12 protein-coding genes are annotated in these 14713 nt (G+C 69.0%); 1 reads left to right on the plus strand and 11 read right to left on the minus strand.

From position 1 onward, the window contains the following. Window positions 1-45 precede the first annotated feature (45 nt). The 11 genes from secG to AB0D12_RS28435 form a co-directional block, all read right to left on the minus strand. Window positions 46-282, minus strand: coding sequence for a preprotein translocase subunit SecG (gene secG / locus AB0D12_RS28385; RefSeq protein ID WP_360873765.1), 237 nt, complete (start codon window positions 280-282; stop codon window positions 46-48). Between the two features lie 107 nt (window positions 283-389). Then, window positions 390-1178 (minus strand): triose-phosphate isomerase, encoded by a 789-nt coding sequence (gene tpiA / locus AB0D12_RS28390; RefSeq protein WP_362688645.1) that lies wholly within the window; start codon window positions 1176-1178, stop codon window positions 390-392. Between the two features lie 7 nt (window positions 1179-1185). Then, window positions 1186-2397, minus strand: a complete 1212-nt coding sequence (locus AB0D12_RS28395) for a phosphoglycerate kinase (RefSeq protein WP_362688648.1) — start codon at window positions 2395-2397, stop codon at window positions 1186-1188. A gap of 99 nt (window positions 2398-2496) precedes the next feature. Next, window positions 2497-3501 (minus strand): type I glyceraldehyde-3-phosphate dehydrogenase, encoded by a 1005-nt coding sequence (gap, locus tag AB0D12_RS28400; RefSeq protein ID WP_362688651.1) that lies wholly within the window; start codon window positions 3499-3501, stop codon window positions 2497-2499. A gap of 216 nt (window positions 3502-3717) precedes the next feature. Then, window positions 3718-6666, minus strand: coding sequence for a M14 family zinc carboxypeptidase (locus tag AB0D12_RS28405; protein WP_362688654.1), 2949 nt, complete (start codon window positions 6664-6666; stop codon window positions 3718-3720). A gap of 164 nt (window positions 6667-6830) precedes the next feature. Then, complete coding sequence (whiA, locus tag AB0D12_RS28410; protein ID WP_215093490.1) at window positions 6831-7820, minus strand: DNA-binding protein WhiA; 990 nt, start codon at window positions 7818-7820, stop codon at window positions 6831-6833. Then, complete coding sequence (yvcK, locus tag AB0D12_RS28415) at window positions 7811-8845, minus strand: uridine diphosphate-N-acetylglucosamine-binding protein YvcK (protein WP_362688658.1); 1035 nt, start codon at window positions 8843-8845, stop codon at window positions 7811-7813. The genes whiA and yvcK overlap by 10 nt, the downstream gene beginning before the upstream one ends. Further along, window positions 8842-9780, minus strand: coding sequence for an RNase adapter RapZ (gene rapZ, locus AB0D12_RS28420; RefSeq protein WP_362688661.1), 939 nt, complete (start codon window positions 9778-9780; stop codon window positions 8842-8844). Before rapZ ends, yvcK begins: the two co-directional genes overlap by 4 nt. Beyond that, window positions 9777-11774, minus strand: coding sequence for an excinuclease ABC subunit UvrC (uvrC, locus tag AB0D12_RS28425; protein ID WP_362688662.1), 1998 nt, complete (start codon window positions 11772-11774; stop codon window positions 9777-9779). The genes rapZ and uvrC overlap by 4 nt, the downstream gene beginning before the upstream one ends. 236 nt (window positions 11775-12010) lie before the next feature. Continuing rightward, window positions 12011-12790, minus strand: coding sequence for a hypothetical protein (locus tag AB0D12_RS28430; protein ID WP_362688691.1), 780 nt, complete (start codon window positions 12788-12790; stop codon window positions 12011-12013). A gap of 5 nt (window positions 12791-12795) precedes the next feature. Next, window positions 12796-13398: a papain-like cysteine protease family protein gene (locus tag AB0D12_RS28435; protein ID WP_362688665.1), complete on the minus strand. Its 603-nt coding sequence runs from the start codon at window positions 13396-13398 to the stop codon at window positions 12796-12798. Between the two features lie 266 nt (window positions 13399-13664). Here AB0D12_RS28435 and AB0D12_RS28440 point away from each other — a divergent pair, with 266 nt between their 5' ends. Continuing rightward, entirely contained in the window at window positions 13665-14597 is a 933-nt protein-coding gene (locus tag AB0D12_RS28440) for a hypothetical protein (RefSeq protein WP_362688668.1), read from the plus strand. Window positions 14598-14713: the final 116 nt, after the last annotated feature.

Here is a 14713-nt window from a genome sequence, read left to right on the forward strand (position 1 = left end):
CAGTGATTGGAGTTACACCCGACCCCGGGACGCGGAAGGCGCGGGTCAGCTGTCCAGCTTCAACAGCAGACCAAGTACGACAATGCACGCAAACCACAGCAGACCGATAACCACAGTGATGCGGTCGAGGTTGCGCTCGGCGACCGAGGAACCACCGACCGAGGACTGCATACCGCCACCGAACATGTCGGAGAGACCGCCGCCCTTCCCCTTGTGCATCAGCACCAGCAGCATCATCAGCAGGCTGAAGACGATCAGGGCAATCGAGAACCCGACAATCACGGCTGGACCAACTTCCTCGGACTGAATGGATGACGGGGGCCGAGTGGCATATCCATGATGCCTGCTCGGCCCCCGCAAGGGTACGACGGATCTGCGCTACCGCATACTTACTGGTCGCGGAACCGGACGATCTTGACGAACTCCTCGGCGTCCAGCGACGCACCGCCCACCAGAGCACCGTCCACATCGGGCTGCGCCATGATCGCGGCGACGTTCCCGGACTTCACCGAGCCGCCGTACTGGATGCGGACCTTGTCGGCCAGCTCCTGGGAGTACAGCTCGGCAAGACGCCCGCGGATCGCCCCGCAGACCTCCTGCGCGTCCTCGGGGGTCGCGACCTCGCCGGTACCGATGGCCCACACCGGCTCGTACGCGATCACGATGGACTCGGCCTGCTCGGCCGGGATGTCCTTCAGCCCGCCGTCGAGCTGCGCCAGCGTGTACTGGACCTGGTTGCCCGCCTTGCGAATGTCCAGGCCCTCGCCGACGCAGAGGATCGGGGTCAGGCCGTGCCTGTAGGCCGCCTTCACCTTGGCGTTGCAGAGCTCGTCCGTCTCGGCGTGGTACTGCCGGCGCTCGGAGTGGCCCACGACGACGTAGGTGCACTTCAGCTTGGACAGCATCGAGCCCGAGATCTCACCGGTGTACGCACCGGAGTCGTGCGCCGAGAAGTCCTGGGCGCCGTACTTGATCTTGAGCTTGTCGCCGTCGATCAGGGTCTGTACGGACCGCAGGTCGGTGAAGGGCGGCAGGACGGCGACCTCGACGGCGTCGTAGTCCTTGTCCGCCAGGGCAAAGGCGAGCTTCTGGACGTGCGCGATGGCCTCGAGGTGGTTGAGGTTCATCTTCCAGTTGCCCGCCATGAACGGGAAACGGCCCTGAGCAATATCAGTCATAAGGGGGTCAGTCCTCCAGTGCGGCGAGGCCGGGGAGCGTCTTGCCCTCGAGGTACTCGAGGCTGGCGCCACCACCGGTGGAAATGTGGCCGAATGCGTTCTCGTCGAAGCCCAGCGTGCGTACGGCAGCGGCCGAGTCGCCGCCGCCGACGACGGTGAAGCCGTTGCTGTCGAGCAGCGCCTGAGCCACGGCCTTGGTGCCCTCGGCATAGTCGGGGTGCTCGAAGACGCCGACCGGACCGTTCCAGAAGACGGTCTCGGCGTCGGCGATCTTCGACGCGAAGAGCTCGCGCGACTTCGGGCCGATGTCCAGGCCCTCCTTGTCGGCGGGGATCTTGTCCGCGTCGACCGTGATGAAGTCGGCCGGGGCCTTGGTCTTCAGGTCGGGGAACTCGCCCGAGGCCAGCACGTCGACCGGAAGCACCAGCTCGACGCCGTTCTTCTCGGCGCGCTCCATGTACTCGGTGACGGTCGGGATCTGGTCCTCCTGGAGGAGGGAGATGCCGACCTCGTAACCCTTGGCCTTGAGGAAGGTGTAGGCCATGCCGCCGCCGATGAGGATGCGGTCGGCCTTGCCGAGCAGCGAGTCGATGACACCGAGCTTGTCGGAGACCTTGGCGCCGCCGAGGATCACGACATAGGGGCGCTCAACCTCCTTGGTGAGCTTCTCGAGGACACGGACCTCGGTGGCGATGAGGTAGCCGGCGGCGTGCGGCAGGCGGGCGGGCAGGTCGTACACCGAAGCGTGCTTGCGGTGTACGGCTCCGAAGCCGTCGCCGACGTACACATCCGCGAGCTCGGCGAGCTGGTCGGCGAAAGCGCCGCGCTCCGCGTCGTCCTTGGACGTCTCACCGGCGTTGAAGCGGAGGTTCTCGACAACGGCGACCCGGCCGTCGGCGAGGCCCGCGACGACGGCCTTGGCCGAAGCGCCGACGGTGTCGGTCGAGAACGCGACCTCGGCGCCGAGCAGCTCACCGAGGCGCTTCGCGGCCGGGGCGAGCGAGAAGGCCGGGTCCGGAGCACCCTTGGGGCGGCCCAGGTGGGAGGCGACAACGACGCGCGCGCCCGCCTCGGCGAGCTTGGCGACAGTCGGCACAACAGCTCGAATACGGCCGTCGTCGGTGATGGTGGTGCCGTCGAGCGGCACATTGAGGTCGGCGCGGACGAATACCCGCTTGCCGGCGACCCCGTCGGCGAGAAGTTCGTCGATCGTCTTCATGAATAGGGCTCCTCGGGCTGGACGTGCGACAGGGCTCGGACTGCGCTGCGTTGCGCTGCCCGAGCCCTGTCGTTCACATGTTGCTGCTCTCGTTGCTGATTAGAGCTGACCGCCGACGAAGACCGTGAGGTCGACCAGACGGTTGGAGTAGCCCCACTCGTTGTCGTACCAGCCGATGACCTTGACGTTCTTGCCCTGGACCATGGTCAGGGAGGAGTCGAAGGTGCAGGAGGCCGGCCAGTTGACGATGTCCGAGGAGACGATCGCGTCCTCGGTGTAGTCCAGGATGCCCTTGAGCTCACCCTCTGCGGCCTTCTGGAACGCGGTGTTGACCTCGTCCCTGGTGACCTCACGCTCGAGCTCGATGACCAGGTCGGTCACGGAGCCGGTGGGGACCGGGACGCGCATCGCGATGCCGTCGAGCTTGCCCGCCAGCTCCGGGATGACCAGCGCGGTGGCCTTGGCGGCACCGGTGGTGGTCGGGATGATGTTCTCGGCGGCGGCGCGGGCGCGGCGCAGGTCCGAGTGCGGGAAGTCCAGGATGCGCTGGTCGTTCGTGTACGCGTGAACCGTCGTCATCAGGCCCTTGACGATGCCGAAGTTCTCGAGGAGAACCTTGGCCATCGGCGCCACACAGTTCGTGGTGCAGGAGGCGTTGGAGATGATGTGGTGGTTGGCCGCGTCGTACTTGTCCTGGTTGACGCCCATCACGATGGTGATGTCCTCATCCTTGGCCGGAGCCGAGATGAGGACCTTCTTCGCGCCGCCGGCGATGTGCTTCGCGGCGTCGGCCTTCTTCGTGAAGATACCGGTGGACTCGATCACGATGTCGACGCCCAGCTCGCCCCACGGAATGTCGGCGGGGTTGCGCTCGGACAGCACCTTGATGGTGCGGCCGTCGACGGTGATGGTGTTCTCGGTGTGCGACACGTCGGCCCTGAGGCGGCCCAGGATGGTGTCGTACTTCAGCAGGTGGGCGGTGGTCGCAGTGTCACCAAGGTCGTTGACAGCCACGATCTCGATGTCAGCACCCTGCTCCAGCAGCGCGCGGAAGTAGTTACGACCGATGCGGCCAAAGCCGTTGATGCCTACGCGGATCGTCACGAACCGATCTCCTCGTTGGTACGCCGGTTTTCGACGCCGGCGAGCTGTATGGGATGTCCCCGACCGCCTACGACCCTACCCCCCTGGCGGCGCCGGAGTGACATCGAGAGGGTCCGTGCGTGCCCCGGCGGAACCTACCCCCCAGTAGGGGTGAGAGCCGCCGGACCTCCGCCGGGACCAGGGCGTTGTGGCCGACCCGGTCCCGGCTACGCAGCGTCAGCGCCGGAGGGCGCTCAGCGCCTTTCCGATGACCTGCTTGCGGTCGGCCGCGCCGGGCACGTGCTCCAGACCGAAGCCCAGCAGCACGGTGTCCCGGGTGGTGACGGCCGCCTGTGCGTGGAAGAGCGCCTGGGCACGCGCCCAGTCGCCCGCGTTCCCGGGGCTGCCGGCCGGCGGTCCGGGGACGCTCCACGGTCCGAGGGCGGTCTCGAAGCCCTCGGAACCCTGCCCGGTCCCGGAGACGACGAGCCTGGTGTCGTCGACGAAGGCGCCGATTCCGCCGGTGCCCGGGTCCGAGACATAGGAGACGGATAGCTCGACCTGCTTGCCCGCGTAGGCGCTGAGGTCGATGGAGACCGGCTGCCAGCCGTTGGAGGAGCCTGTGAAGCGGTTCCAGGCGCCGCTGGTGCCGGTCGCCGTGCAGCCGCTGTCGGCGACGGTCAGATAGCGGGCGAGGAAGGGGTGGCCCGCCACATAGAAGCCTTCCTCGCACTGGACGGGCACCGTGGTGGTGGTGCCGCCGTTGGCGTCCGGCAGGGTCGTCCAGTCGTCCTGGCCGACCGTGTGCGCCTCCACGATGACGTTGTCGTAGCCGCGCTCGGTGTCGTAGCTGAGCTGGAACTGCAGGCTCGGCTTGGCGCCGGCCGCCGTCCCGGACAGGTCCACGGTCCGTGCCAGTCGCATGTACGCGTTGTCCTGGTGCTTCGCCGCCGCGAACCAGGAGCCTTCGGCCGGCTCGAACGGGGTGCGGATGCCTGGGAAGTCGCCCGCGGGCGCGCTCCTGAACTTCGGGAACTGGTCGGGCTTCAGGGTGTCCGAGGTGACGGTGTACGCACCGGCCAGGTCGAGCGGGTTGCCGGGCGCATCGGCGAGAGAGGCCTTCGCACCCGCGAGTTTCCCGGCGCCCGCGAAGGACGGCGGGGACTTGAGACCGATCCGGTTGTAGGCGCCGAGGTAGTACTGCGAGAAGTCGTTGGAGTCGGCGCCGCCGAGGTCGATATTGCCGCCGGCCTGCTCACCGGCGTTGATCAGCTTGCCGCCCTCGTTGAGGAAGTCCCGTACGGCCCGGGTGGTCGCCGCGGAGGGCTGGTTGGCGCCGGTGTACCAGACGACCGTCTCGAAGTTGCCGAGTACGCCGAGGGCGTTCGGGACGCCCTGTGTGGCGACGTCCCAGACGGCGGCCTTGTGGCCGTTGTCGGCGAGGGCCTTGGTGTATGCGGCGGTGTGCTGCGCCGCGACGGTGCCGCCCTCTTCCGCGAGCACCAGCGTGTCGCCGCGCGGCCGTTCGGCGATCGTGTACGTGAAGTGCTCGCTGGCGGTGGGCTTTCCGGCCCTGGTCTCGCCGGTGAACCAGACCTCGACCTTGTCTCCGACGTCGCCGTCCTGCACCTTGGCGCGGTACTCGTCGAAGCGGATGTTGTCATGGCCGCCGTAGGTCTCGCCGCCCTCCCAGGCCTTGAGTGCCTGGTCGTGCGTACGGCCGCCGTTGACGCGGTACTTGAGCTCCTTGTCGCGTACCGACTTGCGGGCGACGACGGACACTTCCTGGTCGCCGCCGCGCGCGTAGGAGGTGGTGAAGGCGTCAGGGGTGAAGTCCGCGGCCGTCAGCCCCAGCGAGGAGGACGGCTGGTCGGCGTGGGCGGCGGTCTCGGCGACGGAGAGCGCGAACGGGATGTTCTTGGCGAACTCCTGCTGGATCAGCTTCTCGTCGTCCGGGAAGGTGAAGACCGAGGCGCAGTCGGCCGCGTTCCAGGGGTCGTTGGGGTCGACGCGCGAGGCGGTTCCGCAGGTCGACATCTCCGGGGTGTACATCATCATCCCGTTGACGTTGGCGGCGTGTCCGTCGGCCTCGCCATTGGTGGTGTAGAGCTCGGAGGAGACCTGCGGGCGGTAGCCGGGAACCGCGGACTTCTCGGGCGTACCGGCGAGGGACTTGTAGAGGACGTCGTCCGGCGTCGGGGTCGCGACCTGCCAGCCGACTCCGTACAGCAGCAGCTGGGCCGCGGAGTGGTAGTTGATGCCGTACTCGAAACCGATGCGCTTCTCGAAGGCGTCGAGGGCCTTGGTCTCGGGCTCGGAGGCAGGGCCGGTGCCGCGGAAGGTCTCGTCGGCCGGGTCGGGGGACGAACCCTCGTTGTCGTAGCCCCACTTGTAGGCGAAGTTGCGGTTGAGGTCCACGCCGTCGCCGGGGGCGATCTTGCCGTCACCGTTGTTGTCGCGCAGGTTCTTGCGCCACTGGCGCTGGTCGGTGCCGGTGAAGGTGTAGTCGTAGCCGTCGGGGTTGGCGGAGATCACGAACCACAGCTCGGTGGAGTCCACGATCTTGGTGACCCGCGGGTCCTTGCCGTAGTTGGCGAGGTAGTAGTGCATCAGCCGCCGGGTCATCTCGGGGGTGATCCACTCGCGGGCGTGCTGATTGGAGGCGTACAGCGTGGAGGGCTTGGAGCCGTCCTTGTACTTCTTGGCACCCTTGCTGATCTTGAGAGCGAGGATGTCCTGGCCCTTGAGTGTCTTGCCGATGCTGACGACCTTGGTCAGGTTCGGGTTGGCCTGTCCGGTGGCGAGGATCTCGCGCTGCAGGCCGTTGTCGCCGCTGTACGGGCGGAAGACGCCGTCGCCCGCGGCCGCCACGCGCTTCTCGGACTTGGCCGAGACCGTGTGCTCGGTGATGTCGACGCCCTGCCCGCGCAGTTCGCCGGCCTGCTTCTTGGTGAGGAACAGTTCGACGGTGGCGGTGCCCTTGTCGGGCACCTGCTCGGTCAGTTCATGAGCGTCGGCGCCTGCGGCGAGGATCAGCGGCACCTGCGCCTTAACGACTTTCGCGTGCCATACGGAGAGTCCGTCGCCGCCCTCGCCCCCCTGTTGAGCTTGGGCGATCGGTGCCGCCGCCAGTCCGGCTGCGAGCAGTGAAGCCGCTGCGAGGATCGATCTCGCTCTGCGTCTCATTAGCCCCCCTTGCTGTTGTGTGCCACGAAAGTGGCCGGACGCCAGGCTCATGTCACCTCATGATCATGTCAAGAGTGCTTACAGGTGGACACAACGACGTTGTCGGCGCCGCGAGGGCGCCGACAGCGGTCGGTGAAACGTGGAGGCTGACATTCAGCGGACACTCAGCCGACGAGGCCGTCCGCCATCTCCTCGGTGAGATTGGACTCCGTACCCGGAATGCCGAGGTCCTGGGCCCGCTTGTCGGCCATCGCCAGCAGCCGGCGGATCCGGCCCGCGACCGCGTCCTTGGTCAGCGGCGGGTCGGCGAGCGCCCCCAGCTCCTCAAGAGAGGCCTGCTTGTGCTCCATCCGCAGCCGGCCGGCGGCGGCGAGATGCTCGGGCACCTCCTCGCCGAGGATCTCCAGCGCGCGCTGCACCCGGGCACCGGCGGCGACCGCGGCGCGGGCCGAGCGGCGCAGGTTGGCGTCGTCGAAGTTGGCGAGGCGGTTGGCGGTGGCACGCACCTCGCGCCGCATTCGCCGCTCCTCCCAGGCCAGTACGGACTCGTGCGCCCCGAGACGGGTCAGCAGCGCGCCGATCGCGTCCCCGTCCCGTACGACGACACGGTCCACGCCGCGTACCTCGCGGGCCTTGGCGGCGATGGAGAGCCGGCGGGCCGCGCCGACCAGGGCGAGGGCTGCCTCCGGACCGGGGCAGGTGACCTCGAGCGAGGAGGAGCGGCCCGGCTCGGTGAGCGAGCCGTGCGCCAGGAACGCGCCGCGCCAGGCGGCCTCCGCGTCACAGGTGGCGCCGGAGACAACCTGCGGCGGCAGTCCGCGGATCGGGCGGCCGCGGCCGTCGACCAGACCGGTCTGACGCGCCAGCTGGTCACCGCCTGCCACCACCCGTACCACGTAACGGGAGCCGCGGCGCAGTCCGCCCGGCGCCATCACCATCAGCTCCGAGCTGTGCCCGAAGATCTCCAGGATGTCCCGCTTGAGCCGCCGCGCCGCGATCCCTGTGTCCAGCTCCGCCTCGATCACAATGCGACCGCTGACCAGGTGCAGCCCGCCCGCGAACCGAAGAATCGCCGAGACCTCTGCCTTTCTGCAGCAGGTCCGGGTGACGGGAAGCCGGGAGATTTCGTCCTTCACCGCTGCCGTCATCGCCATGGGCCGATCCTTCCATGCATCCGAAAAATACGGTCGTACGCGGCGGCCAACAGCTCCGGGTCGTGCTTCGGAACTCCGTCGAGCGAGGCCACGGGCGCCAGCTCGACCGCGGCGCCGAACCGCCTGGCGGCGTCGGCGAGGGACTCGCGGTCGGGCACAGCGGCCTCGTCGGCCAGCACCACGTCCAGGGCGAGTTTAGGCGCGTGTCGTCCCAAAACCTCCAAATGACGCTGCGGTGAGAAGCCATCGGTTTCACCGGGCTGCGGCGCAAGGTTGAGCGAGAGGACCCGGCGGGCTTTCGTCTCGATCAGCGCGTCCAGCAGCTCGGGCACCAGCAGATGCGGGATCACCGAGGAGAACCAGGAGCCAGGGCCGAGAACCACCCAGTCGGCGTCCAGGACGGCGGCAACGGCCTCGGGGACGGCGGGCGGGTCGTGCGGGACGAGGTGTACCGACTGCACCTCACCGGGTGTCAGCGCGACGGTCGCCTGGCCGCGCACCGTGTCCACATCGTCGGGGCGCGCCGGGTCATGGCCCCGTACCAACGCCTGCAGCTCCAGTGGCACGGCGGACATCGGCAGCACCCGGCCGTGCGCACCCAGCAGTTTGCCGACCAGGTCCAGGGCCAGGACATGGTCGCCGAGCTGCTCCCACAGGGCCACTATCAGCAGATTGCCGACCGCGTGTTCGTGCAGTTCGCCCTGGGACTGGAAGCGGTGCTGGATCACCCGGGCCCAGGTCTGGCCCCAGTCGTCGTCACCGCACAGCGCCGCCAGGGCCTTGCGCAGGTCACCGGGCGGCAGCACGCCGAGCTCGTCGCGGAGCCGGCCGCTGGAGCCGCCGTCGTCGGCGACGGTGACGACCGCGGTGAGGTCGCCGGTGATACGGCGCAGGGCGGTGAGCGACGCGGACAGGCCCATACCGCCGCCGAGCGCGACAACCTTGGGCTGCGCGCCGCGTTTCCGTCCCGACAGCGCGTGCGTGGACCTGCGCAGCCGCCGCAGACGGAGATTGCGTCCGGTCACTCGCGCCCCATGTCCCGGTGGACGACGACGGTCTCGATCCCGGCCGAGGAGAGCCTGGCGGCCAGCTTCTCGGACGTGGCGACGGAGCGGTGCTTACCGCCGGTGCAGCCGACCGCGATGGTGACGTACCGCTTGCCCTCGCGCCGGTAGCCCGCGGCGATCAGCTGGAGCAGCTCGGTGTAGCGGTCCAGGAACTCCTTGGCGCCGGGCTGGTTGAAGACGTAGTTCGAGACTTCTTCGTTGAGGCCGGTGAAGGGGCGCAGCTCCGGGACCCAGTGCGGGTTCGGCAGGAAGCGCATGTCGACGACGAGGTCCGCGTCGACCGGCAGTCCGTACTTGAATCCGAACGACATCACCGTGGCGCGCAGCTCCGGCTCCTCGTCGCCCGCGAACTGGGCGTCCATCTTGGCGCGCAGTTCATGGACGTTCAGGCTGGAGGTGTCGATCACCAGATCGGCGTCGCCGCGCAGCTCACGCAGCAGATCACGCTCGGCGGCGATGCCGTCGACGATCCGGCCGTCGCCCTGGAGGGGGTGGGGCCTGCGGACCGACTCGAAACGGCGGACCAGGGCGTCGTCGGACGACTCGAGGAAGACGATCCGCCGGGTGACCTGCTTGGAGTCGAGGTCGGAGAGGGATTCGCGGAGGTTGTCGAAGAACCGCCGACCGCGTACGTCGACGACGACGGCGATCCGGGCGACATTGCCCTGCGAGCGGGCGCCGAGCTCCACCATGGTGGGGATCAGCGCGGGCGGCAGGTTGTCGACGACGAACCAGCCGAGGTCCTCGAGACACTTCGCGGCCGTGCTGCGCCCGGCGCCCGACATTCCGGAGATGATGACCAGCTCGGGGATGGCCGCGTCAGCGGCTCCGCCGGGCTCGGTCGTGGTGCCCGTACTCACGTCTGCTGCTCCGTCTCCATCGTGCTCAGTCATGTCGTGCTGCCCCCGTCGCTCTCTTCAATGATCTCTCCTGTTGCCGTATTCACGGCAGGTGCGGCAGGAGCCGCCTGGGCGAGGGCCACTACGACGGCCTCCGCCGTCTTCCGGCCCATGCCCGGTACCTCGCAGATCTGCTCGATTGTCGCCTGCTTCAGCCGCTTCACCGAGCCGAAATGCTTGATCAGAGCCTGCTTCCGGGTGTCGCCGAGGCCGGGGATCGCGTCCAGCGGGCTTGTCCTGATGCGATGGCGCCGCTTGGAGCGCTGGTAGCGGATGGCGAAGTCGTGAGCCGTGTCACGGACCCGCTGAAGCAGATACAGGCCCTCGCTCGAGCGGGGCAGGACCACGGGGTCGGCGTCGTGCGGCAGCCAGACCTCTTCGAGGCGCTTGGCGAGGCCGCAGACGGCGACATCGTCGATGCCGAGCTCGTCGAGGGCACGCTGGGCGGCGGCCACCTGGGGCTGTCCGCCGTCGACGACGACGAGCTGGGGCGGGTATGCGAAGCGCTTGGGCTTTCCGTCGTCGTCGGGAGTGTCGTCACCGATCCACTCCCCCGTCTTGTCTTTTTCTGCGAGGTACCGCCTGAAGCGGCGGGCGACCACCTCGTGCATGGACCGGACGTCGTCCTGCCCCTCGCCGTGCCAGATTTGCTCGTCTCCGACACGGCCCTTGATCTGGAAGCGGCGGTACTCGCTCTTGCGGGCCAGGCCGTCCTCGAAGACCACCATGGACGCCACGACGTCCTCGCCCTGGAGGTGCGAGATGTCGAAGCACTCGATCCGCAGCGGCGCCGAGTCGAGGCCGAGGGCCTCGGCGATCTCCTCCAGTGCGCGGGAGCGGGTGGTGAGATCGCTGGCGCGTTTGGTCTTGTGCAGGCCGAGCGCCTGTACGGCGTTGCGCTGGACCGTCGCCATCAGGTCCTTCTTGTCGCCGCGCTGCGGGATGCGGAGCGAGACGTGCGAGCCGCGGCGGTCGCTCAGCCACTGGGTGACCGCATCGGTGTCCTCGGGGAGGGCGGGGACGAGCACCTCCTTGGGGACGGCATCGCCGCGCTCCTCGCCGTACAGCTGCTGCAGGGCGTGTTCGACGAGGCCGGCGGTGTCGACGGCCTCGACCTTGTCGGTGACCCAGCCGCGCTGGCCGCGGACGCGTCCGCCGCGGACGTGGAAGATCTGTACCGCGGCTTCGAGCTCGTCCTCGGCGACGGCGATCAGATCGGCGTCGGTGGCGTCGGCCAGCACGACGGCGTTCTTCTCCAGGGCCCGCTTGAGGGCCCCTATGTCGTCGCGCAGCCGGGCAGCCTTCTCGTACTCCATCTCGTCGGCGGCCGCCATCATCTGCTTCTCCAGGCGGCGGATGTACGTGCCGGTGCGGCCGGCCATGAAGTCGCAGAAATCCTCGGCCAGTTCGCGGTGTTCCTCGGGGGTGACCCGGCCCACGCAGGGCGCCGAGCACTTGCCGATATAGCCGAGCAGGCAGGGCCGGCCCTTCTGTGCGTGGTTCTTGAAGACCCCGGCGGAGCAGGTGCGTACGGGAAAGACGCGGAGCATCAGGTCGACGGTCTCGCGGATCGCCCAGGCATGTCCGTACGGACCGAAGTAGCGCACCCCCTTCTTCTTGGCGCCACGCATGACCTGGACCCGCGGAAAGTCCTCGTTGAGGGTGACCGCGAGATACGGATAGCTCTTGTCGTCCCGGTACTTGACGTTGAACCGGGGGTCGAACTCCTTGATCCAGGAGTACTCCAGCTGCAGCGCTTCGACCTCGGTGGAGACGACGGTCCACTCGACGGAGGCTGCCGTGGTGACCATGGTGCGGGTGCGCGGGTGCAGATTCGCCAGGTCCTGGAAGTAGTTGGCCAGGCGCTGGCGCAGGCTTTTGGCCTTCCCGACGTAGATCACCCGGCGGTGCTCGTCGCGGAATTTGTAGACCCCCGGGGAGTCGGGGATCTGTCCCGGCTTGGGGCGGTAGCTGGAGGGGTCTGCCATGTCGACCACCCTACTGGCGGGCAGTGACAGTGCGGTCATGTCCGGGCGCCCGGCACCGTGGGGGAAGCGCCGGGCGCCCGGGGCTCGTCGGGACTCCGCCCCGAATCCCTCCCCCCTACGCCTGGTGGGCGTGGGGGACCCCCACCTCAAGCGCCGGAGGGGCTGAAATTCGGCCCGTCCGGCGTCCGAGGGCACGACCGAAGGTCGTCCGCGGTCCGGGGCCCAGCCTCCGGTGATCAGGCGCGGCGGCGCAGACGGACGGCCGTCAGCCCGCACAGGGCGAGGGCCGCGAGGGCGCCTGCTCCGGCGGCCGCCGAGGCAAAGGTGGCGGCGCCGTTCCGGTCGTTCTCCTCATGCGCGGCGTAGCCGCCCGCGCCGCCCTTCCTCGCGTACGCCGACCCGGGGAGCTTGTCCGCGTACGCGGTGCGGACCCGGGCCCGGTAGGCGGCGAGCGTCGTGCCGTGGCTGCCCACCGCCCGTATCGCGTCCTCGTCCAGCGGGAGGACCTTCGCGCCCTTGTTGACGTACCAGGCGTCGATCTGCGGTTCACGGAAGACCGTGCCGCCGGGCAGCTTGCGGGCGCCCTGCTCCGCGTACCGGATCTCGTCGTCGCCGGTGGCGATGTTGACCACCTGCCACCGACCGCTCTGGCGGGCCGTCCACAGCGAGGCCTTCTGACCTTCGGACGACACCGCCTGGGCGGCAAGGAACTCCAGCCGGGCGACGGGAGCGCCCGCTTTCCCGGCCACGAACTCCGGCGTGAGCGTGTAGACGGGGACGGTGCCGCCTTCGACGCGGGGAGCGGCCGCCGCCCTGGTGGCGGCCCCGTCGCGGGCGAAGAATCGGGACAGGGTCTGAAGGGTTGCGGGGGCCGTGACGGCGCGCCCGGCCTCGGCACGGTCCGCCGCGGAGGGGCCGCCGGCGCCGGTGCTCGCGGCGGTGGCCGTGCCGATGGCGCCGAGGGAGAGACAGGCCGCGAAGGCCGCGGTGACGGAGGCGCGTGGGGTCCTCTTCATCGCGCTCACGCCCCGATCCGGTAGAGCGAGTGGGTCCAGGAGAAGGAGTCGTTGTCGACATACCAGGCGTGGGAGGCCCAGTTGTAGCGGTCGTTGGAGGGCCATGGATCGCCCCAGTAGACCCAGCTGTCGGCGTCGTCGTAGCCGTAGATCACATGCATGTGCCCACCGCCGCTCGACCACTGGATACGGGTCTCGACGGGGCGGTTGGCGTCGATCTCGGTCTGTACGGTCGGGTAGCGCAGCCAGCCTGTGACATACGACCCCGAGTTGATGCCGGCCCAGCGCAGGCCGGTCTGGACATTGCCGAGCGTGGCCTGCGAGTTGGGGCACTCGCTGCCCTGCTGGCGGCTGAAGGCGGCGTTGCAGAACTGGTTCTGGGAGTAGTTCCTGCCGAAGTACGCGGCGATGGTGTTGCCACCGGCCGCCCAGCACCAGTTGGTCTTCTGCTGCTCCTGCATGGTGATGTCAAGGCGCTTCCAGGCGAGGGTGGCACGGGTTACGGAGGGGGCGTCCGTCTGCGCGGCGGTCGCCGTCGGCATGGGCAGGGTGAACAGTGCGGCCGAGACGGCCACTGCGGCAGGCAGCCGTCTCTCGGTGTTGCGCATCGCGTTCCTCCCGAGGGGGGTGGGGATGGAGGAGCGCGTCCGGACGCTGCGGATGAGCATCAGTCCTTGTCGAGACCAGGTCAACACGCTTCAATGCGGGGTGACACGCGCTGTGAATGCTGCGGCCGGGATGTGAACACCTCCGTCCCGCTCCACCTGCACGCCTGTCGCCGCCCACCCACAGCGGTTCGCCACCCTCGTGAACATTCACTCGATCCCTGAAACCCCTGAGACCCCCGAGATCCCTGAGAGCCGCTGGAGGAACCATGGGGCACACCGAGGCCGATCTGGCACAGGTGCTGCACACCGGCCCGTTCCATCTGGCGCTGCGCGCCGCCCTCGCAGTGCGTGGACTGCCGCTCCAGCGAGTGCAGCACCACCTCGCCCATCGCGGCATCAAGGTCGGGGTGACCAGCCTCAGCTACTGGCAGCAGGGTGCGCGCCGCCCGCAACGGCCCGAGTCGCTGCGCGCTGTACGCGCCTTGGAGGAGGTGCTCGAGCTGCCCGGGAACTCGCTGATCCGGCTGCTCGGCGTCGGTGAGGGCGGCGCGCGCGGCGATGTCGAGCGCCCCGCCGGGCGCTCGTACCGCTCACTGGTGGAGGCGTCCGGCGCGGTCGAGCAGCTGCTGGCCGACCTCGAGCAGCCGACGGACGGTGGGCTGCACACGGTCGGGCACCACGAGCGGGTACGGATCGGGGCGGGGCGCGAGCTGGTGGGGCGCGACTCGCAGCACGTCGTACGCGCCCACCGTGACGGCATCGACCGCTATCTGGCCATCCACCACGGCGACCCGGGCTGCGACCCGGCCCGGGTGGAGGTGAGCGCGCTGGAGAACTGCCGCACCGGGCGGGTGCGGTGGCACCGGGAGACCGGGGTGCTCGTCGCAGAGCTGCTGTTCGACGCCCGGCTGCGCGCGGGTGAGACGTACTTCTTCGGCTACGGCTTCGAGGACGGGACCGGCGGGCCGAGCGGTGAGTATGTGCGGGGCTTCAGCTTCGCGGGCGGGCAGTACGTCCTGCAGGTGCGCTTCGACGAGGGTGCGCTGCCGGTGCGGTGCCGCAGGTTCGCGCAGGCCACGACTGGTACGCCGCGGGGTGCCCGGACGGATCTGACGCTGAGCGGACGGCACCGTACGGTCCACACCGTGGAGCAGGGCGTACGGCCCGGGATCCTCGGGATCGACTGGGACTGGGAGTGAGCAGCCGACCTGTTGACGGCTTAGGTGTATTGACCTGGAGCGTTGTTCACGCGGCTGATGGGTGGCTGGCCTTCGAGTGCGGTGTGGCAGCGGTGGTGGTTGTAGGTGTGCAGGAA

The sequence above is a fragment of the Streptomyces sp. NPDC048479 genome (assembly GCF_040651435.1).
GTDB lineage: Bacteria > Actinomycetota > Actinomycetes > Streptomycetales > Streptomycetaceae > Streptomyces.

Excerpts from the sequence above, each read along its gene's own strand:
- tpiA (WP_362688645.1), bottom strand. The coding sequence starts at position 1,178 with ATGACTGATATTGCTCAGGGCCGTTTCCCGTTCATGGCGGGCAACTGG.
- AB0D12_RS28395 (WP_362688648.1), bottom strand. The coding sequence starts at position 2,397 with ATGAAGACGATCGACGAACTTCTCGCCGACGGGGTCGCCGGCAAGCGG.
- AB0D12_RS28405 (WP_362688654.1), bottom strand. The coding sequence starts at position 6,666 with ATGAGACGCAGAGCGAGATCGATCCTCGCAGCGGCTTCACTGCTCGCA.
- whiA (WP_215093490.1), bottom strand. The coding sequence starts at position 7,820 with ATGGCGATGACGGCAGCGGTGAAGGACGAAATCTCCCGGCTTCCCGTC.
- rapZ (WP_362688661.1), bottom strand. The coding sequence starts at position 9,780 with ATGACTGAGCACGATGGAGACGGAGCAGCAGACGTGAGTACGGGCACC.
- uvrC (WP_362688662.1), bottom strand. The coding sequence starts at position 11,774 with ATGGCAGACCCCTCCAGCTACCGCCCCAAGCCGGGACAGATCCCCGAC.
- AB0D12_RS28430 (WP_362688691.1), bottom strand. The coding sequence starts at position 12,790 with ATGAAGAGGACCCCACGCGCCTCCGTCACCGCGGCCTTCGCGGCCTGT.
- AB0D12_RS28435 (WP_362688665.1), bottom strand. The coding sequence starts at position 13,398 with ATGCGCAACACCGAGAGACGGCTGCCTGCCGCAGTGGCCGTCTCGGCC.
- AB0D12_RS28440 (WP_362688668.1), top strand. The coding sequence starts at position 13,665 with ATGGGGCACACCGAGGCCGATCTGGCACAGGTGCTGCACACCGGCCCG.